Origin of the sequence: Streptomyces albireticuli, from assembly GCF_021228125.1 — a bacterium.
GTDB lineage: Bacteria > Actinomycetota > Actinomycetes > Streptomycetales > Streptomycetaceae > Streptomyces > Streptomyces albireticuli.
Genome location: NZ_JAJQQS010000011.1, coordinates 36,316 through 55,335 on the forward strand (window position 1 = coordinate 36,316; position 19,020 = coordinate 55,335).

General features: G+C 72.9%; 14 protein-coding genes and 1 pseudogene. 6 read left to right on the forward strand and 9 right to left on the reverse strand.

Going from position 1 to position 19,020, the window contains the following annotated elements:
* Together LUZ64_RS20420 and LUZ64_RS20425 are read right to left on the reverse strand one after the other, a co-directional pair.
* Complete coding sequence (locus LUZ64_RS20420; RefSeq protein ID WP_232390498.1) at window positions 1–2,919, reverse strand: serine/threonine kinase C-terminal domain-containing protein; 2,919 nt, start codon at window positions 2,917–2,919, stop codon at window positions 1–3.
* Window positions 2,920–3,471: 552 nt separating this feature from the next.
* Window positions 3,472–4,369 (reverse strand): annotated as a pseudogene (locus LUZ64_RS20425) (serine/threonine-protein kinase); the annotation flags it as partial.
* Window positions 4,370–4,484: 115 nt separating this feature from the next.
* Between LUZ64_RS20425 and LUZ64_RS20430 the strand changes: the two are divergent.
* Window positions 4,485–5,693, forward strand: coding sequence for a serine hydrolase domain-containing protein (locus LUZ64_RS20430; protein WP_095585076.1), 1,209 nt, complete (start codon window positions 4,485–4,487; stop codon window positions 5,691–5,693).
* Window positions 5,694–5,779: 86 nt separating this feature from the next.
* On the opposite strand, the gene LUZ64_RS20435 is transcribed toward LUZ64_RS20430, so the two are convergent.
* Window positions 5,780–7,486 (reverse strand): glycerol-3-phosphate dehydrogenase/oxidase, encoded by a 1,707-nt coding sequence (locus tag LUZ64_RS20435; protein WP_095585077.1) that lies wholly within the window; start codon window positions 7,484–7,486, stop codon window positions 5,780–5,782.
* A 238-nt stretch (window positions 7,487–7,724) separates the two neighbouring features.
* Here LUZ64_RS20435 and LUZ64_RS20440 point away from each other — a divergent pair, with 238 nt between their 5' ends.
* On the forward strand, window positions 7,725–8,990 hold the full coding sequence (locus LUZ64_RS20440) for a nucleotide sugar dehydrogenase (protein ID WP_095585078.1): 1,266 nt from the start codon (window positions 7,725–7,727) through the stop codon (window positions 8,988–8,990).
* Window positions 8,991–9,103: 113 nt separating this feature from the next.
* On the opposite strand, the gene LUZ64_RS20445 is transcribed toward LUZ64_RS20440, so the two are convergent.
* Window positions 9,104–10,255: a rod shape-determining protein gene (locus LUZ64_RS20445; protein ID WP_095579298.1), complete on the reverse strand. Its 1,152-nt coding sequence runs from the start codon at window positions 10,253–10,255 to the stop codon at window positions 9,104–9,106.
* A 98-nt stretch (window positions 10,256–10,353) separates the two neighbouring features.
* Here LUZ64_RS20445 and LUZ64_RS20450 point away from each other — a divergent pair, with 98 nt between their 5' ends.
* Complete coding sequence (locus tag LUZ64_RS20450; RefSeq protein WP_095579299.1) at window positions 10,354–10,956, forward strand: hypothetical protein; 603 nt, start codon at window positions 10,354–10,356, stop codon at window positions 10,954–10,956.
* Between the two features lie 81 nt (window positions 10,957–11,037).
* Here the strand turns inward: LUZ64_RS20450 and LUZ64_RS20455 are convergent, their stop codons facing one another.
* The 4 genes from LUZ64_RS20455 to LUZ64_RS20470 all read right to left on the reverse strand — a co-directional run bounded on the left by LUZ64_RS20455 (window position 11,038) and on the right by LUZ64_RS20470 (window position 15,480).
* A complete protein-coding gene (locus LUZ64_RS20455; RefSeq protein ID WP_087927621.1) occupies window positions 11,038–12,165 on the reverse strand; it encodes a GuaB3 family IMP dehydrogenase-related protein in 1,128 nt (375 codons plus the stop codon).
* Between the two features lie 107 nt (window positions 12,166–12,272).
* Window positions 12,273–13,775, reverse strand: a complete 1,503-nt coding sequence (gene guaB / locus LUZ64_RS20460) for an IMP dehydrogenase (protein WP_095579300.1) — start codon at window positions 13,773–13,775, stop codon at window positions 12,273–12,275.
* Window positions 13,776–13,978: 203 nt separating this feature from the next.
* Window positions 13,979–14,581 (reverse strand): sigma-70 family RNA polymerase sigma factor, encoded by a 603-nt coding sequence (locus tag LUZ64_RS20465; RefSeq protein WP_095579301.1) that lies wholly within the window; start codon window positions 14,579–14,581, stop codon window positions 13,979–13,981.
* A 287-nt stretch (window positions 14,582–14,868) separates the two neighbouring features.
* Complete coding sequence (locus LUZ64_RS20470) at window positions 14,869–15,480, reverse strand: response regulator transcription factor (protein ID WP_003948568.1); 612 nt, start codon at window positions 15,478–15,480, stop codon at window positions 14,869–14,871.
* A gap of 452 nt (window positions 15,481–15,932) precedes the next feature.
* On the opposite strand from LUZ64_RS20470, the gene LUZ64_RS20475 reads away from it, so the two are divergent.
* A complete protein-coding gene (locus LUZ64_RS20475) occupies window positions 15,933–16,244 on the forward strand; it encodes a WhiB family transcriptional regulator (RefSeq protein WP_087927618.1) in 312 nt (103 codons plus the stop codon).
* A 145-nt stretch (window positions 16,245–16,389) separates the two neighbouring features.
* Here LUZ64_RS20475 and LUZ64_RS20480 read toward each other — a convergent pair whose 3' ends face one another.
* Window positions 16,390–17,301, reverse strand: a complete 912-nt coding sequence (locus tag LUZ64_RS20480; RefSeq protein WP_095579302.1) for a LysR family transcriptional regulator — start codon at window positions 17,299–17,301, stop codon at window positions 16,390–16,392.
* Between the two features lie 88 nt (window positions 17,302–17,389).
* Here LUZ64_RS20480 and LUZ64_RS20485 point away from each other — a divergent pair, with 88 nt between their 5' ends.
* Together LUZ64_RS20485 and LUZ64_RS20490 are read left to right on the forward strand one after the other, a co-directional pair.
* A complete protein-coding gene (locus LUZ64_RS20485) occupies window positions 17,390–18,103 on the forward strand; it encodes an MOSC domain-containing protein (RefSeq protein WP_095579303.1) in 714 nt (237 codons plus the stop codon).
* A gap of 72 nt (window positions 18,104–18,175) precedes the next feature.
* Complete coding sequence (locus tag LUZ64_RS20490; protein ID WP_095579304.1) at window positions 18,176–18,949, forward strand: SDR family NAD(P)-dependent oxidoreductase; 774 nt, start codon at window positions 18,176–18,178, stop codon at window positions 18,947–18,949.
* Window positions 18,950–19,020: the final 71 nt, after the last annotated feature.

The window sequence follows — 19,020 nt, forward strand, 5'->3', positions numbered from 1 at the left end:
TCAGCGGACCCGGTAGGTGGCGGTGGCCTGGTCGAAATAGCCGTCCACCGTGCGCTGTTCGTTCATCGGGCCGATGACCTGGAGCACGTGGTAGGCGCCTTCCAGGAGCATCGCGGAATTGCGGACGTAGACCTGACGGCCGCTGCTGTCGTTCCAGTTGAAGGAGCCCTCCGCGGACGCCGTCCGGCCGACGTCGATGCGGCGCAGGCCCGAGGCACCGGACCAGGAAGAGGTTCGGTACGCCTCCAGCTCGGGCTCCTTGTTCTGCTGGTAGGCCATCGGGTCGGTGCCGAACTCCGCCGTCTTGTCCCGGCCGGGCACGACGATCAGCTGGATGTCTCCGCCGGCGTAGACGACCTGGCCGCGGTCGTTCTCACCGCGGCGCTGCCAGTCCTTGGCGACGGCCAGGGTGAAGCCCTTGGGGTCCTGACGCAGGGTGAAGCCCTTCGCCACCTCTCCGCCCTCGGCGGCCGGCGCCTCGGCGGGCCCCGCGGGCGAGGGCCGGCCCGCTCTCCCGGCGGTGGCGGGCGCGCTGGGCGCCGCGCTCATGACCCCGGCCACCCCGGTGCGCTCGGTGGCCTCGTCGCCCGTGTCGCCGTCGGCGCCCGGCATGAACAGGAGGGCGTAGAGCACCGCGCCGATCAGGAGGAGCAGGATCAGCCCGAGCATCAGCCGGCCCAGGCTGCGGGGGCCCCGCCGGGTGCGCACGTGCTGCTCCTGGAGGTGCCCCGTCGTATGGGCCCGGACGCGCGGCTGCACCTGATCCTTGGCGGATCTCTTGTGCCGGCCGTGCGCGTGCGCGGAAGCCGTCCCGGCGGAGTCCGCCGGAGCGGCCGCGCGGGGGCGTCTGCGGCGCACCAGTTCGCCCTTACGGCGGACGATGGGCAGCCGGTGCTGGTCGGCGGGCGCGCTCGGCCCGATCGAGGGCACGGTGACCGTACGGCTGCCGATCTCCGGCTCCGGGGCCGACCGGATCAGGGACCGGAGCCAGCCGCGGAGCTCCTCGAACTCCGGTCGCTCGGCGGGATCCTTGCGCATCAGCGACTCGACGACGGGCCGCAGCGCACCGCACTCCTCGGCGTACGCGGGCGGCTCGGCGCACACGACCTGGACGAGCTCGGCGACGCTCTCCTCCGGGTACGGGGCGTGGCCCTGCACCACGCGGAAGAGCAGGGCGCCGAGCGCCCAGAGGTCGGCGGCGGGGCCGACAGGGGGGGCGAGCTGCCAGCTCTCCCGCACCGGCCACGCCTGCTCCGGCGCCCACCGCTCGGTGACGGCCCCGACGACGGCCATGCGCGCCTGCCGGGCCCGCTCGGCGGCGAGCCCGCTCGCCGGCCGGCCGTCGCCGTCCCAGCGGGCGGAAGGGCCGGACGGACCGGATGCCCCGCTCGGCGACGACGACCCGGCCTGCCCCGCACGGGCGTTCGCCCCGGAGGGGGCGGCGGGAGGGGGCACGTCGACGGAGACGTGCCCTGTGTACAAGGGAGAGGAGGGAGGGGTAGTGCCGCTGGGAGGGGCCGGGGTGGCGCCCGGGCCCGCGGGGGCACCGGGCCTCGGTGGCTTCCGGGGGTTCGAGCCCTTCTGGGAGCTCGGGGGGCGGGGGGCGCGGGACGGCGGGGGCATCGTCCAGGGGGAGGGGGCGGGCGCCGTTCCGCTGGCGGCGCTGCCACCGCCCCAGGTGGACGCTCCCGTGGACGTGGCCGAGCCGCCCTCCACGGTCGCCCGGGCGGCGGCGCGGGCCCCCGCGCGGTACGCGGCGATGGCGCCCGCCCGTGCGGCGCGCGGGTCCTGCGTGCCGTCCCGTCCGTCGGCCCCCGCGCGAGGCGACCGGCTTCCGGACGGCGCACCGGGCGCGGGCGGGAATCCGCCGGCGGCGCCCTGATCCCGGTAGGCGGGCGCGCCGGACGCCCCTCGTGGTGCCCCGCCCGGCCCGGACGGCGAACCTCCGGGCCCGCCGGGCGGTGCCTGCCCCGGATCCTGCCTGCCCGGGGAGCCCTGGGACGCGCCTGTCCCGGGCGGCACCGCACCACTCGCCGGGCGGCCCGCACCGCTCTGCGCCGGGGCGCCCGCGCCCCGCTGCCCCGGAAACCCGGCCCCGGACGGCCTGCCGGCGCCCCCGGCCCCCGGCCCGGCGGCCGTACGCGCGCCCGGAGCGGATCCCGATCCGCCTGATCCCGGGCCGCCCGATCCCTGTGTACCCGGCGCCCGTGTACCCGGCGCGGGCTCCTGCATCCCCGCACCCGCCCCCGCCCCCGCCCCCGGGGACGTTCCTTCCGGTACGGGGTCGTAGCCGCAAAGCGCCTCCTCGGCGGCGCCGGCCGCCAGGCCGGTCAGTATGGCGCGGCCGTCGTCGCAGATGAGGACCGTGCGGGTGGTGATGTTCCGGTGGGTCCAGCCATGGGCGTGCAGGGCCCGGAGCGCGGTGAGGACGTCGGCGGCGACCTCCGCGGCACGGTGCGGGGAGAGGGTCCGCTCCGCGAGGAGCGCGGCGAGCGGCCGGGCCGAGACCAGCTCGCTGACGATCCACAGGCTGCCCGCCTCGGCGAACACGTGGAAGACCTGGTCCAGTCGGGGGTGGTCGGGGATCCGCGCGGCGGCCGTCGCGGCGACCAGCGCGCGGTGCACGGCGGGGTCGGCGGACCCCTGCCCGCCACGACCCGGGGCACCGGCCGGCACACGGGCACCGGCGGCGGACCCGCCCGTCACACCCGTCATGCCCGTCACGTCCGCTGCGCCCGCCACACCCTCAAAGCCGACGACCTCCGCCTCGACGACCTCGGGCAGGGGTACCTGCCGGACGATGACCTCCTGCCCGCTGTAGGTGTCGAACGCCCGTGTCTCCACGAGCTCGAAGACATCGGACGGCGGCAGCGGAAGGCGGTAGCGGTCGGCGAGCACCCGTCCCGCGTAGTCGTCCACGACGCCTCCCCAAGCGCGCGATCCACCCCATCGCCCGAACACCCGTCAGCGCCGGTCGCACATCCGTCGCACACCTATGGCGCTGTCGGCGGCTCATGTTGCGGCGCTTCTCCCGGCTGCGCACGGTCCACGACAACTCACGATACGTGGCGAACCCACCCCTACGGGCCCGTACGGCTCAGTACGTCTCGGCTCAGTCCCCGCCGCCCAGCGCGAAGGCGAGGACGACGGCGACGACGATCAGCAGCACGACGAGCGCCGCGATCACCTTCGTGCGGCGCGGGACGACCTCCATGACCGAGGCCCGCTCCCACGTCACCCGGTGGATGCCGGGCACGGCGGACGTCTCGCCCCGCGCGGGGCCGTGGGTGGAGTGCGCGGCGGCGGACACGCCGCTGCCCCGCGCGGGCTCGGCCGACGACGGCCCGGACCCGGCACCGGAGCCGCCGGCGCCCTTCGACGCCGGCTTCGAGGAGGAGTGCGGCGAGGCGGCCGGTCTCGACGGGGCCGCCGAGGGCTTGCCGGGCGCCGGGCGCTCCGGGATCACCGGCACCGCGATGGCCTGCGTCGCGTCCAGGTCCGGGGCGGGCGGCTTCGGCAGGCGCTCGTCGGGGGCGTTGACCGCGCCGTTCAGCAGGGCGCGCGCGCCCGCTTCGCTCAGCCGCTTCTCGGGGTCCTTCGCCAGCAGCCCGTACATGACCTCGGCCAGCGGCCCCGCGTTCTTCGGCGGGCCGAGCGGCTCCGTCATCACGGCCGTCAGGGTCGCTATGGCCGACCCCTTGTCGTACGGAGGGGCGCCCTCGACGGCCGCGTAGAGCAGGCCGCCCAGCGACCACAGGTCCGCCGGGGGGCCGGGCTTGTGACCGCGCGCCCGCTCCGGGGATATGTACGAGGGGGCGCCCACCAGCATGCCGGTCGAGGTGACCGAGGGGTCGCCCTCCACCTGCGCGATGCCGAAGTCCGTGAGGACGACGCGGCCGTCCTCGGCGATGAGCACGTTGGACGGCTTCACGTCCCGGTGCAGGATGCCCTGACGGTGTGCCGCGCCCAGCACGTCGAGCACGGCCAAGCCGACCTCGGCGGCCCGCCGCCACTTGAGCGGACCGTCCTCGCGGATCACGTCGGCGAGCGAGCGGCCCTCGATGAGCTCCATGACGATCCACGGCCGGTCGTCCTCGTGCACCACGTCGTAGACGGTCACGGCGCCGGCGCTGCGGATCCGGGCGATGGCCTTCGCCTCGCGCAGCGTCCGGGTGATGAGACGACGCTTTTCGTCCTCGTCGATATTGGCCGGGAATCGCAGCTCCTTCACCGCGACCGTACGGCCCAGGGTCTCGTCGGTCGCCCGCCAGACCGTGCCCATGCCGCCCCGGCCGAGGACGTCCCCGAGGCGGTACCGCCCGGCCAGGAGGCGCCCTGCCGTGCCCTGCGTCTGCTCCGCCTCCGACATGCGTCCCCTCTGGCAATCAGCTCTGCGACCAACCCACCCTGGCAGAGCCACCATTGTCTCTCATCCGCGGACCGGCGGAAGGCCAGGGTCCGTGGCACCCGTGGATGATGAGCCCATGTCCACGCATACCGCCGCCCCGCGCCGGGCTCCGACCGCCGTCGCGCTGGCCTGGCTGACCTGCGCCGTCATGGCGCTGGCCGGGACGGCGTGCGGCAGCGGCGGCGACGGCGCGCCGGTCCGCTCTCCAGTACAGGACCTGGTTTCGCGCGGGACGGTTCCCGGCGCGGCGAAGCTGTCACAGGACGCTCATGGGGTGGCCGGTTTCCGTACGGCGGGTGTCGCCGATGTCCGTACCGGGCGCCGCATCGGCCTCACGGATCGCTTCCGTGCCGGCAGCGTCACCAAGACGGTCGTCGCCACCGTCGTGCTCCAACTCGTGGCCGAGCACCGGCTGGGCCTGGACGATCCGGCCGCCGCCCACCTTCCGGCGGGGACCGCCGCGCTCCTGCGTGACAACGGGGAAAACAGCCACGATCGCGGCACGATCCCCGTGGGCGACACCCTCAGGAACAGTAACAAAAGCGCCGATAAAAGCGGCATCACCGTCCGTCAACTCCTGGACCACACCAGCGGACTGTTCTCGTACACGGACGACCGCGCCTTCCACCGCGACTTCTTCGGCGCGGGGTTCGCCGCGCACCGCTACGAGACCCACGATCCCGGCACTCTGGTACGAACCGCCCTCGCGCACCCGCCGTACGCCCCTCCGGGTGCCCGCTACCGCTACTCCAACACCGACTACCTGCTCCTCGGCATGGTCATCCGTCAGGTGACCGGGCACTCGTACGCCACCGAGGCCCGACGGCGCGTCATCGAACCGCTCCACCTCACGGGCACCAGCTTCCCCGGAACGCGCACCGGGCTGCCCACGCCGCACGGGCGCGCGTACACGGGTTCCCGGGACGTCACCGAGCTCAATCCGTCCGCGGCGGGCGCCGCCGGAGAGATGATCTCGACCCTCCCCGATCTCAACCGCCTCTTCGGCGCGCTGCTGGGCGGTGAGCTGCTGCCCGCGCGGGAGCTCCGCCTGATGCGGGACACGACGGCTTCCCGGGGGCGGTACGGGATGGGGCTGTATCCCGTACGGCTGCCGTGCCGGCGCACGGTGTGGGGCCATGACGGGGTGATCAACGGGTCCTATGTACGGGTGTTGGGGACGGGGGGCGGGAGACGGGTGGTGAGTTATCGGGTGAACGGGGACGCGGGAGTGCCGGTGGGGGCCGAGCGGCGGTTGGTGCGGGCGGAGTTCTGTACGGGCAAGTAGCAAGGGGGCAGCGCCTGCCGACGGCTCCCCCCCCGTCCCCGATACCGGGGCTCCGCCCGGCCCCCGGGCATCGGGAAGGGCCGCCCCTACAGCGGCTGGATGTCCGGAGCGCCCAGCCGGGCCGCGTCCGCCGTCAGGTCGTCCGGCTGGCGCTGCGACTCACGCTCCGCCTCCACCCTCTTCTCGTAGTGCTGGACCTCCTTCTCGATCTGCGCCTCGTCCCAGCCCAGGACGGACGCCATCAGCCCGGCCGCCTCCCGCGCGCTCCGCGTGCCCCGGTCGAACGTCTCGATCGAGATCCGCGTCCGGCGGGTGAGGACGTCGTCCAGGTGGCGTGCGCCCTCGTGCGAGGCGGCGTAGACGACCTCCGCCCGCAGATAGTCCTCGGCGCCCGTGAGCGGCTCGCCCAGGGAGGGGTCGTCGGTGACGAGGGCCAGCACCTCGTCGACCATCGAGCCGTAGCGGTTGAGCAGGTGCTCGACACGGGCCACGTGCAGACCCGTGCGCTGGGCGATCTGGGCGCGCCCGTTCCACAGCGCCTTGTACCCCTCGGCGCCCACCAGCGGGACGTCCTCCGTGACGCAGTCCGCGACCCGCTGCGCGAGGCCGTGCACCGCCTCGTCCACCGCGTCCTTCGCCATCACCCGGTACGTCGTGTACTTGCCGCCCGCCACGACCACCAGGCCGGGCACGGGGTGCGCCACGGTGTGCTCGCGGGAGAGCTTGCTCGTCGCGTCCGACTCCCCGGCCAGGAGGGGGCGCAGCCCCGCGTACACCCCCTGGACGTCGTCGCGGGTGAGCGGCACGGCGAGCACCTCGTTGACGTGCTCCAGCAGATAGTCGATGTCCGCGCTGGAGGCGGCCGGGTGCGCCTTGTCCAGGTCCCAGTCGGTGTCCGTGGTGCCGATGATCCAGTGCCGCCCCCAGGGGATCACGAAGAGCACGCTCTTCTCCGTGCGCAGGATCAGCCCGGTGGTGGAGTGGATGCGGTCCTTGGGCACGACCAGGTGGATGCCCTTGGAGGCGCGTACGTGGAACTGGCCGCGCTCGGCGATGAGCTTCTGGGTGTCGTCGGTCCACACACCCGTGGCGTTGACGATCTGCCGGGCGCGGATCTCGAACTCGCCGCCCTGTTCGACGTCCAGGACGCGGGCGCCGACCACCCGTTCCCCCTCCCGGAGGAAGCCGACCACGCGCGCCCGGTTGGCGGCGTCCGCGCCGTAGGCGGCGGCGGTGCGCACGAGGGTCGTCACATAGCGGGCGTCGTCCATCTGGGCGTCGTAGTACTGGAGCGCGCCGATCAGGGCGTCCTTGCGCAGGCAGGGCGCGACCCGCAGGGCGCGCTTGCGGGAGAGGTGCCGGTGGGTGGGCAGGCCGCGCCCGTGGCCGGAGGAGACGGACATGGCGTCGTAGAGGGCGACGCCCGAGCCGGCGTAGACACGCTCCCAGGCGCGGTGCTGGAGGGGATAGAGGAAGGGCACGGGCTTCACCAGGTGCGGTGCCAGCCGCTCCAGGAGCAGCCCGCGTTCCTTGAGGGCCTCGCGCACGAGCGCGAAGTCGAGCATCTCCAGATAGCGCAGTCCGCCGTGGATGAGCTTGCTGGACCTGCTGGAGGTGCCCGCCGCCCAGTCCCGTGCCTCGACGAGACCGGTCGTGAGCCCCCGGGTGGCCGCGTCGAGCGCGGTACCCGCGCCGACGACACCGGCGCCGACCACCAGGATGTCCAGTTCCCGCTCCGCCATCCGGGCGAGCGCCGCACCGCGCTCCGCCGGACCGAGTGTCGCTGTCCTCATCGCTGCCTCCCGCTTGACCGCTCTCGCTGCCGTTCACGAAGACGCTGATCGCCGCCGCCACCACTGCCCGTGCCACGGGCAGGCACACGTTCCCCTTCGATGCTGCCCCAGATCGGCCACTTTGGCCGCGCCGGCGACATGTGGACGCGAGCCACGCCGCGACAATCCCGAATAACAGTCATATATCCCCTTAACCTGAACTAACTCGCTCGGCTCTCCGGGGAAGGACCGGCACGCCATGCCCGCAGATCTCGCCGTCATCGGACTGGGGCGGCTCGGTCTTCCCCTCGCCCAGGCCGCCACCGCCGCCGGCATCGACACCATCGGCTACGACCCCGACCCGCACACCGTCGCCGAGCTCCGCGCCGGCCGCCTGCCCTCGGAGGGCGCCGGCCTCACCGCCGCCGACATCCGCCGCATGCTCGCGGCGGGCTTCCGCCCCACGACCGCGGACGCCGAGCTGGGCCGGGTCCGTACGGCCGTGATCTGCGTACCCACCCGGCTGGGCGAGGACCGGGCCCTGGACCTGGGCACCGTCGCCGCCGCGGCCGGAGCGCTCGCACGGCGACTGCGCCCGCACACCACGGTGCTGCTGGAGTCCGCCGTCTACCCCGGCGCCACGGAGGAATACCTCCGTCCGCTGCTGGAGTCCGGCTCGGGGCTGTGCGCCGGGCGCGACTTCCACCTCGCCTACTCCCCCAGCCGCGTCGACCCCGGCGACCGGCAGCACGGCTACACCACCATCCCCAAGGTCATCGGGGGCCTCACCCCGGCCTGCACGGAGGCCGCCGCCACGTTCTACGGACGGATCTGCGAGAAGGTCGTACGCGCCCGGGGGCCGCGCGAGGCCGAGGCCGTCCGGGTCCTGGAGAGCAACTACCGGCACGTCAACATCGCCCTCGCCAACGAGATGGCGGTCTTCTGCCACGACATCGGCGTCGACCTGTGGGACGTCGTGCGCTGCGCCGAGACCAAGCCGTTCGGCTTCCAGGCGTTCCGCCCCGGGCCCGGCGTCGGCGGCCACGGCGTGCCCGTGGACCCCAACTACCTCTCCTACAAGGGCCGCAGCCTCGGCTACCCGCTGCGCATGGTCGAGCTCGCGCAGGAGGTCAACGGGCGGATGCCGCGCTACGTCACCCAGCGCTGCGCCACCCTCCTCAACGAGCACGGCAAATCGGCGCGCGGCGCCCGTGTGCTCCTGCTCGGCGTCAGCTACAAGGCCGACACCGGCGACCAGGAGGGCTCACCCGCCCGCGAGATCGCCTCCCGGCTGATGGAGCTCGGCGCGCAGCTCAGCTATCACGACCCGTACGTGGCGCAGTGGAACCTGCTCGGGCGGCCGGTGCCGCGCGCGGACAGCCTCTACGAGGCGGCCGCGGCGGCGGACCTGACGGTGCTGCTCCAGCATCACCGGACGTACGACCTGCAGGGGCTGGCGGTGAAGGCGCAGTTGCTGCTGGACACGCGGGGGGCCACGCCGGCGGGGATGGCGCACCGGTTGTGACGGCGAGGTGGGCGGGGCCGGCGGGAAGGCCGGGCGGGGTGCCGCTGCACGGGGCTTTTCCCCTACCCGCCCCGCCCCGGACCCCGGTGGCCTCGAACGCCGGCCGGACTGAATTACAGCCTGCCCGTCCCCAGCAGCCGGCCCGGCTGGGCGTCCAGGACCGTCTTCAGGGACGCGAAGTCCTCCACGCAGCGGCCCGTACCGACCGCCACGCAGTCCAGGGGCTCGTCCGCGATGATCACCGGGATGTCGAGCTCCCTGCTCAGCCGGACGTCCAGGCCGCGCAGGAGCGCGCCGCCGCCGGTGAGGACGATGCCGCGGTCCATGATGTCGCCGGCGAGCTCCGGCGGGGTCTCGTCCAGGGTCTGGCGGACCGCCATGACGATGGCGTCGACCGGCTCCGTCAGCGCGTGCCGGATCTCGTCCGCCGTCAGCTCCAGCGTCTTGGGCAGACCGCTGACCTGGTCGCGGCCGCGGATCGTGAAGCGGTCCGGCGGCAGCAGGCCCTGGGTCTCCTCCGGGTCGCCCGCGTCCTCCAGGCCGTCGTTCTTCTCCAGCTGCTTGGCGAGCGCGGTGAGGCCGGCCGCCGTCCAGGAGCCCGTCGGGGAGGCCGAGCCGATGCTCATCTTGATCTCCTCGGCGGTGCGTTCACCGATCGCGAGGGAGAAATTCTTCTTCACGTACGAGGTGATCGCCGCGTCCATCGCGTCCCCGGCGGTCCGCACCGAGCGCGCCGTGACGATGCCGCCCAGCGAGATCACCGCGACCTCGGTGGTGCCGCCGCCGACGTCGACGACCATGCAGCCGGTCGGCTCGCTGACCGGCAGCCCCGCGCCGATGGCCGCCGCCATGGGCTCCTCGACGAGGTGCACCTGACGCGCGCCGGCCTGGGACGCCGCCTCGATGACGGCGCGCCGCTCGACGCCCGTGATGCCCGAGGGCACGCACACGACGACGCGCGGGCGGGAGAAACGGCGGTTGCCCTGGACCTTCTTGATGAAGTGCCGCATCATGCGTTCGGCTATCTCGAAGTCGGCTATGACGCCGTCGCGCAGCGGGCGGACCGCGACGATGTTCGAAGGGGTGCGGCCGATCGTCTCCTTGGCCTCGAAGCCCACCGACAGCACACTGCCGTCCTCGGCGTTGACGGCGACAACCGATGGCTCGTTGAGCACTACCCCCTTACCCCGGACGTACACCAGCGTGTTCGCCGTGCCGAGATCGATCCCCATGTCCCTGCCGCTGAACGACTTGCTTTGCGCCATAAGTTGCCATTATTCCTTACGGTCGAACCTTTATACGGAGTTCACACCGGCACGCTCGCGGTCGGTGACGACGCACCACCTACTTCGGGGGAACCCACATGAGCCAGCCCTGGCAGCAGCCGCAGCAGCCGAACCCGTACGGCCAGCAGCCGCCGCAGCAGCCTTACGGACAGCCCGGCCCTCAGCAGCCGTACGCACAGCCCCAGCCCTACGCCCAGCCCCAGCAGCCGTACGGCGCGCCCCAGGCCCCGTACGGCGCCCCCGGCGGCTACCCGCCGCCGCCCGCGCCCGGCCGCCGGGGCAACCCGGGCCTCGCGGTCGTCCTCGCGATCGTGGCGATGCTGGTCGGCTCGGCTGTGTACGGCGCCGTCCTGAAGGCGACCGACGGCGGCCAGATCGGTTACATGGCCGTGGTGACCGGCGCCCTCATCGGCGTGGTGCTCGGCAAGACCGGCGGGCGGGCGCCCGCGCTGCCGGCCGTCGGCGCGGTCCTCGGCGCGGCCGGCGTCTACCTCGGGCAGATATTCGGCATCTCGCTGGCCCTCTCCGACGCCGCGAACATCCCGCTGGCCGACGTGCTCGTCGACCACTTCGACGTCGTGAACCGCGCGTGGAAGGAGAACCTGGAGCCCATCGACGCGCTGTTCTACTTCCTCGGCGGCGCGGGCGCCTTCCAGGTGACCCGCAAGCTCGCCGGCTGAACCCCGCCGTCCCGGTGCCGCCGGGACAGCACGAAGGGCCCGGACCGCAGTGCGGTCCGGGCCCTTCGCGTCGCTACGGGATCAGCGGTTGTCGTGCTGCGACGGCGCGACCGTCACCTCGACCCGCTGGAACTCCTTGAGCTCGCTGTAGCCCGTGGTCGCCATGGCGCGGCGCAGGGCGCCGAACATGTTCATCGACCCGTCGGGGGTGTGCGAGGGACCGGTGAGGATCTCCTCGGTGGAGCCGACCGTGCCCAGGTTCATGCGCTTGCCGCGCGGCACGTCCTCGTGGACGGCCTCCATGCCCCAGTGGTAGCCGCGGCCCGGCGCGTCGGTGGCGCGGGCGAGCGGCGAGCCCATCATCACGGCGTCGGCACCGCAGGCGATGGCCTTCGGCAGATCGCCGGACCAGCCCACGCCGCCGTCGGCGATGACGTGGACGTAGCGGCCGCCGGACTCGTCCATGTAGTCGCGGCGGGCGGCGGCCACGTCGGCGACGGCGGTCGCCATCGGGACCTGGATGCCCAGGACGTTACGGGTGGTGTGGGCGGCGCCGCCGCCGAAGCCGACGAGGACACCGGCCGCGCCCGTGCGCATCAGGTGCAGGGCCGCGGTGTACGTGGCGCAGCCGCCGACGATGACCGGGACGTCCAGCTCGTAGATGAACTGCTTCAGGTTCAGCGGCTCGGCGGCGCCGGAGACGTGCTCGGCGGAGACGGTGGTGCCGCGGATCACGAAGATGTCCACGCCGGCGTCGACGACGGCCTTGGAGAACTGCGCGGTGCGCTGCGGGGAGAGCGCGGCGGCGGTCACGACACCGGAGTCGCGGACCTCCTTGATGCGCTGCCCGATCAGCTCCTCCTTGATCGGAGCCGCGTAGATCTCCTGGAGGCGCTTGGTGGCCGCGGTCTCGTCCAGCTCGGCGATCTCCGCGAGGAGCGGCTCCGGGTCCTCGTAGCGGGTCCAGAGGCCCTCGAGGTTGAGCACGCCCAGGCCGCCCAGCTCACCGATGCGGATGGCGGTCTCGGGCGAGACGACCGAGTCCATCGGGGCGGCCAGGAACGGCAGCTCGAAGCGGTAGGCGTCGATCTGCCAGGCGATCGAGACCTCCTTGGGGTCGCGGGTACGGCGACTCGGGACGACGGCGATGTCGTCGAACGCGTACGCCCGGCGGCCGCGCTTGCCGCGCCCGATCTCGATCTCAGTCACGTGTGTGGCCTTTCCTTCTACGTCCTGCCGCATCCAGTATCCCCGACGCGGCGGAGCCCGCGGCCTGAGCGGTCGCGGGCTCCATAAAGCGCTTGAAACACGTACTACTACCGGCGGGAGTAGTTCGGCGCCTCGGTGGTCATCTGGATGTCGTGCGGGTGGCTCTCCTTGAGGCCGGCCGCGGTGATCCGGACGAAGGTGCCCTTGTCCTTGAGCTCCTGGACGTTCGCCGAGCCGACGTAGCCCATGGAGGCGCGCAGACCGCCGATGAGCTGGTGGGCGACGGACGCCAGCGGGCCGCGGTAGGGCACCTGGCCCTCGATGCCCTCGGGGACGAGCTTGTCCTCGGAGAGGACGTTGTCCTGGAAGTAGCGGTCCTTGGAGAAGGAGCGGGCCTGGCCGCGGGACTGCATCGCGCCCAGCGAGCCCATGCCGCGGTAGGACTTGAACTGCTTGCCGCTGATGAAGACCATCTCGCCCGGCGACTCCTCGCAGCCCGCGAGCAGCGAGCCGAGCATCACCGTGTCGGCACCGGCGGCGATCGCCTTGGCGATGTCGCCGGAGTACTGCAGACCGCCGTCGCCGATCAGCGGCACACCGGCCGCATGGCACGCCTGGGCGGCCTCGTAGATCGCGGTGACCTGCGGGACGCCGATGCCGGCGACGACGCGGGTGGTGCAGATCGAGCCCGGGCCGACACCGACCTTGACGCCGTCGCAGCCGGCGTCGATCAGCGCCTGGGCGCCGTCGCGGGTGGCGACGTTGCCGCCGACGACGTCGACCGCGATGTTGGACTTGACCTTGGCGATCATGTCGAGGATGCCGCGGCTGTGGCCGTGGGCGCTGTCCACGACCAGGAAGTCGGCCCCGGCCTCCACGAGCGCCTGGGCGCGCTCGTAGGCCTCCGCGCCGACGCCCACGGCGGCACCGACGACCAGGCGGCCCTCGGAGTCCTTGGCGGCGTTCGGGTACTTCTCGGCCTTGACGAAGTCCTTGACCGTGATGAGGCCCTTGAGCACACCGGCGTCGTCGACCAGCGGCAGCTTCTCGATCTTGTGGCGGCGGAGCAGCTCGATGGCGTCCTCGCCGGAGATCCCGACCTTGCCCGTGACCAGCGGCATCGGCGTCATGACCTCGCGCACCTGACGGCTGCGGTCGGACTCGAAGGCCATGTCGCGATTGGTGACGATGCCGAGCAGCTTGCCCGCGGGGTCGGTGACCGGGACGCCGCTGATGCGGAACTTCGCGCACAGCGCGTCCGCCTCGGCGAGCGTGGCGTCCGGGCGGACCGTGATCGGGTCCGTGACCATGCCGGACTCGGAGCGCTTGACCAGGTCGACCTGGTTGGCCTGGTCCTCGATGGAGAGATTGCGGTGCAGCACGCCGGCGCCACCCTGACGGGCCATGGCGATGGCCATGCGCGCCTCGGTGACCTTGTCCATCGCCGCGGAGAGCAGCGGGATGTTCACCCGGACGTTGCGCGAGACCCGGGAGGAGGTGTCGACGGCGTTCGGCAGGACCTCCGAAGCGCCCGGCAGCAGCAGGACGTCGTCATAAGTCAGACCGAGCATCGCGAATTTCCCGGGCATTCCGTCGACGTTGTCAGTCATGACACCTTCCCAAATGGTCTTGCCCCAGCGCGGACTCCCATGCTAACGGCCGCGACACGTGTCCCATTCCACGACGGCTGAGTCCCGCGTCACTTGGACGTTCGCACCAAACACCGCGCGCACCGGCCCCGGCACCCACACGGAATCACCGGGCCGCGGGCGGCCGGGACACCGCTCGCCCACCACCCGGATCACCCCGTCGGTCACTGCTCGGCGAGTGCCCGGAGCCTGCTGAGCGCCCGGTGCTGGGCGACCCGCACGGCGCCCGGCGACATGCCCAGCATCTGGCCCGTCTCCTCCGCCGTCATGCCGATGGCGACCCGCAGCAGGACCAGCTCGCGCTGATTCTCCGGGAGATTGGCCAGGAGCTTCTTGGCCCACTCGGCGTCGCTGCTGAGCAGCGCCCGCTCCTCGGGGCCGAGGGAATCGTCCGGCTGCTCGGGCATCTCGTCCGAGGGGACGGCCGTGGAGCCGGGGTGGCGCATGGCGGCCCGCTGGAGATCGGCGACCTTGTGCGCGGCGATGGCCACGACGAAGGCCTCGAAGGGGCGCCCGGTGTCGCGGTAGCGCGGCAGGGCGCAGAGCACGGCGAGGCAGACCTCCTGCGCGAGGTCGTCCACGAAGTGGCGGGCGTCACCCGGGAGCCGGGAGAGGCGGGTGCGGCAATAGCGCAGCGCGAGGGGGTGGACCAGGGCCAGCAGATCGTGCGTGGCCCTCCGGTCGCCCTCGACCGCGCGGGCGACGAGGGCGCCGATCTCCCCGGGAGCGGTGGCCGCGGGGAGTCCCGTCGTGTCGTCGTCGCGCATCGGTCCATGGTGCCTTGAAACCGGACTTTCCGCGGCACCGCGTCCGCTCTCCCGTCCGTGGTCCCGTCCGTAGTCCTGTACCGATGCGTTGTGAGCGGGTGCGCCGGCAGTCATCTCCCGCGCCCTCCCATCACGCCCGACCGAGCCGTCCCCGAGGAACTCCATACTCCAAGGATGCGGCAGCGCGCGGGAAACGTGCAGCGGACCGGACGGCCGCAGTGGTCCGCCCCGCCCGCCGCGCGACGGGCGGGGTGCCTCGCTCCCCCGCTGCGCTGCACGTCAGGCGCCTAGCGGACCAGGCCCCAGCGGAATCCGAGCGCCACGGCGTGCGCCCGGTCCGATGCACCCAACTTCTTGAACAGGCGCCGCGCGTGGGTCTTCACCGTGTCCTCGGAGAGAAAGAGCTCACGGCCGATCTCGGCGTTCGACCGGCCGTGGCTCATTCCTTCGAGGACCTGGATCTCCCGCGCGGTGAGCGTGGGCGCCGCCCCCATCTCCGCCGACCGCAGCCGGCGCGGGGCGAGCCGCCACGTCGGGTCGGCGAGGGCCTGCGTCACGGTGGCCCGCAGCTCGGCGCGCGAGGCGTCCTTGTGCAGATAGCCCCGCGCTCCGGCGGCGACCGCGAGCGCGACACCGTCGAGGTCCTCGGCGACCGTGAGCATGATGATGCGGGCGCCGGGGTCCGCGGAGAGCAGCCGGCGCACCGTCTCCACACCGCCGAGTCCGGGCATCCGTACGTCCATCAGAATGAGGTCCGAACGATCGGCGCCCCAGCGGCGGAGGACTTCCTCGCCGTTGGCCGCCGTCGTCACACGCTCGACGCCGGGCACGGTCGCCACCGCACGGCGGAGCGCCTCTCGGGCAAGCGGGGAATCGTCGCAGACGAGGACGGATGTCATGACCGTCCTCCGCAGCTGATGCGCGTCACCTTGAGCCTCCAGGCTGGTACTGATCGTCACCTGTGCGATCGACGACTCTCGGGCCAGTTCGGACATCTGCCCGACTGCTTCATCCGTCAACCGCCTCCGCCCTCTCAACGACGGTCACCCGAAAGAGTTACGGGCTCGGTCGGCCACCTTCGGCACTCTACGTGAGGGCGCGGACACGGAGCAGGGCGCATTGGGGGCGCCCTTCCCGGCGCACAGACGATGCCCCATTTGCCCACGCGGAGCAGTTTTTCTTCCCATTTGCCGGTGTCTATGACTAGATTCGCAATCAGTCATATTTACATCCGCTTGCTTGGCGGTTGTAAGGGCACAGGTAGTGCGTCCGCATCTGATCGCTCGCACCGGGTCACTCGCGCCGGATCCTCCGGCGGGCAGCCCCGGCGGATCGCTTCGAGGGGATAGCAATGGCAGATTTCTCCCGCCTTCCCGGTCCCAACGCCGACCTGTGGGACTGGCAGCTCCTGGCCGCCTGCCGCGGGGTCGACAGCTCCCTGTTCTTCCATCCCGAGGGCGAGCGCGGCGCGGCCCGCAGCGCGCGCGAGACCTCGGCCAAGGAGGTGTGCATGCGCTGCCCGGTACGGGCGGAGTGCGCGGCGCACGCTCTGGCCGTACGGGAGCCCTACGGCGTGTGGGGCGGCCTCACCGAGGACGAGCGTGAGGAGCTCATGGGCCGCGCGCGACACCGGGTCATCGCCGTGAGTACGACAGGGGCGTAGCCGCCGCTCACCGTAAGGACGACCCCTCGCGCAGCCGCCGCCGAGGCTCACCGTAAGGACCACACCGGGGCGCAGCCGCCACCGGGTCATCGCCGTGAGCGCCACCGGCGCGTAGCCGACGGCACAGCCGCCGGGCACGCGGCCGTCAGCGCGCGGCCGCCGCCGCCAGTTCGTCCAGCATCGCCGCGACCGCCGGCACCCTCGCCAGGTCCGGCAGGGTGAGGGCCACGATCTCGCGCTGCACCACCGGCTCGACCGGCACCGTCCGCGCGCCCTTCGGCCGGACCGACTCCAGCGCCAGCTCGGGCATCACCGCGACCCCGAGCCCCGCCCCGACCAGCCCGAACACCGACGGGTAGTCATCGGTCGCGAAGTCGATCCGCGGGGTGAAGCCGGTGCTCTCGCACACCTCCACCAGGTGCCGCCGGCAACGCGGGCAGCCCGCGATCCACGACTCGTCGGCCAGCTCCGCCATCCCGATCCGCTCGGCGCCCGCCAGCCGGTGCCCGTCCGGCACCACGCCCACGAGGCGGTCGGTCAGCAGCGGCCGTACGACCAGGTCGTCCCACTCCGTGCCGGCGGCCGGGTCCGAGCCCCGCACCTCGGGGTAGCGGAAGGCCAGCGCGATCTCGCAGTCGCCCTCGCGCAGCATCTCCACCGACCGCGGCGGCTCGGCCTCCACCAGGGAGACCCGGGTACCGGGGTGCGCGGCCCGCATCTGCGCCAGCGCGCCCGGCACCAGCGTCGAGCTGCCGCTGGGGAAGGACACCATCCGCACCCGCCCGGCCCGCAGCCCGGCGATCGCCGCGACCTCCTCCTCGGCCGCGGTCAGCCCGGCCAGGATCCCGGAGGCGTGCCGCACCAGGGCCTCGCCGGCCTGGGTCAGCCGCATCTCCCGGCCCGTACGGATCAGCAGCGGAGTGCCCGCGGACTGCTCCAGGGCCTTCATCTGCTGGCTGACGGCGGGCTGGGTGCAGCCCAGCTCACGGGCCGCGGCCGAGAACGAACCGGTGGCGGCCACCGCGCGCAGCACCCTCAGATGACGAGCCTCGATCATGCCTTGAGCATAAGACCACCTTGGGCACAGCCTGAAATGACAGCAAATACCTTTGAGGCCCTGTACGGGTCTCCCCTAGCCTTTGCCCATGTCCTCGCCTTCCGCGCCCGCGCCCTCCCTTTCGTCCTCGCCCTCGCCCTCGCTCCTCTCCGTGAACGTCGGCCGCGCCACCACCGCCGAGCTCTCCGGCTTCCGGGCCGGGCTGAGCACCGGCATCGACAAGCGCCCGGTGGAAGGCCCCGTGGCCGTCGCCGCGCCCGGCCCCCGGGGGGTGGGCGGCAGCGGGCTCGCCGGTGACACCATCACCCACCTGCACCTGCACGGTGGCGACGACCAGGCCGTCTACGCGTACGCCCGCGAGGACCTCGACCGCTGGGAGCGGGAGCTGGACCGCGCGCTGCCCGCCGGGACCTTCGGCGAGAACTTCACCACCCTGGGCGTCGACGTCAGCGGCGCGCTCGTCGGCGAGCGCTGGCGCGTCGGCCCCGAGCTGGTGCTGGAGGTGACCTCGCCGCGCATCCCGTGCCGGATGTTCGCCGACTGGCTGGGCGAACAGGGCTGGATGAAGCGCTTCACCCAGGCGGCGACGCCGGGCGCCTACCTTCGGGTGATAACCCCCGGGGAGGTCCGTGCGGGTGATCCCGTCACGGTCGTCCACCGTCCCGCGCACTCCGTGACGGTGTCCTTCCTCTTCCGCGCGAGCACCACGGAACGGAGCCTGCTGCCCGACGTTTTGGCTGCTGGTGACGCGCTCCCCGAGGCGACCCGGGAGAAGGCGCTGGCCTACCGGCCGAGCGCCTGACGATGGCTTGAAGATCCACCCCGAGAGGACCGCGCCGGTACACCGGACGCCACCGGGCTCTAACGTGCCGGTATGACGACTGTATTGATCACAGGCGCGACCGCCGGGATCGGCGCCGCGTTCGCCCGCCGGCTGGCGGGCGAGGGCCACGACCTCGTACTGGTGGCCCGTAACGAGCAGCGGCTCGGCGAGCAGGCGACCGAACTCCACGACCGGCACGGCGTTGAGGTGGAGGTGCTCGCCGCGGACCTGTCCGAGGAGAAGGGCATCGAGGCGGTCGAGGACCGGCTCCGTGACCCGGCGCGCCCGGTGCACCTGCTGGTCAACAACGCGGGCTTCGGCAACAAGGGCCGCTTCCTCGAGGTCTCGATGGCCGACGAGCTGAAGATGCTCAAGGTGCACTGCGAGGCGGTGCTGCGGCTGACGGCCGCGGCGACGGAGGCGATGCGCGAGCGCCGCCGGGGCGCGGTCATCAACGTCGCGTCCGTGGCGGCGTTCGTGCCGCGCGGCACGTACGGGGCGAGCAAGGCGTGGGTCGTGCAGTTCACCCAGGGCGTGGCGCGGGACCTGGCCGGCAGCGGGGTGCGGCTGATGGCGCTGTGCCCCGGATTCGTACGGACGGAGTTCCACGAGCGGGCCGGCATGGGGACGGACAACGTGCCCGGCTGGCTGTGGCTGGACGCGGACAAGCTGGTGGGGGCGGCGCTGCGGGACCTGGGCCACGGCAAGACGCTGTCCGTGCCCGACCCCCGGTACAAAGCGATCACGGGTCTGATGAAGCTCGCGCCGCACCGGGTGGTGTCGCGGGCGTCGTCGACGACGGGCCGTAAGTACGGGCCGAAGTAGCGGAACGTCCCGGAGTCCCGGGAACGGCCGAGGCCCGGCGCCCCCGAAGGGGTGCCGGGCCTCGGTGCGTC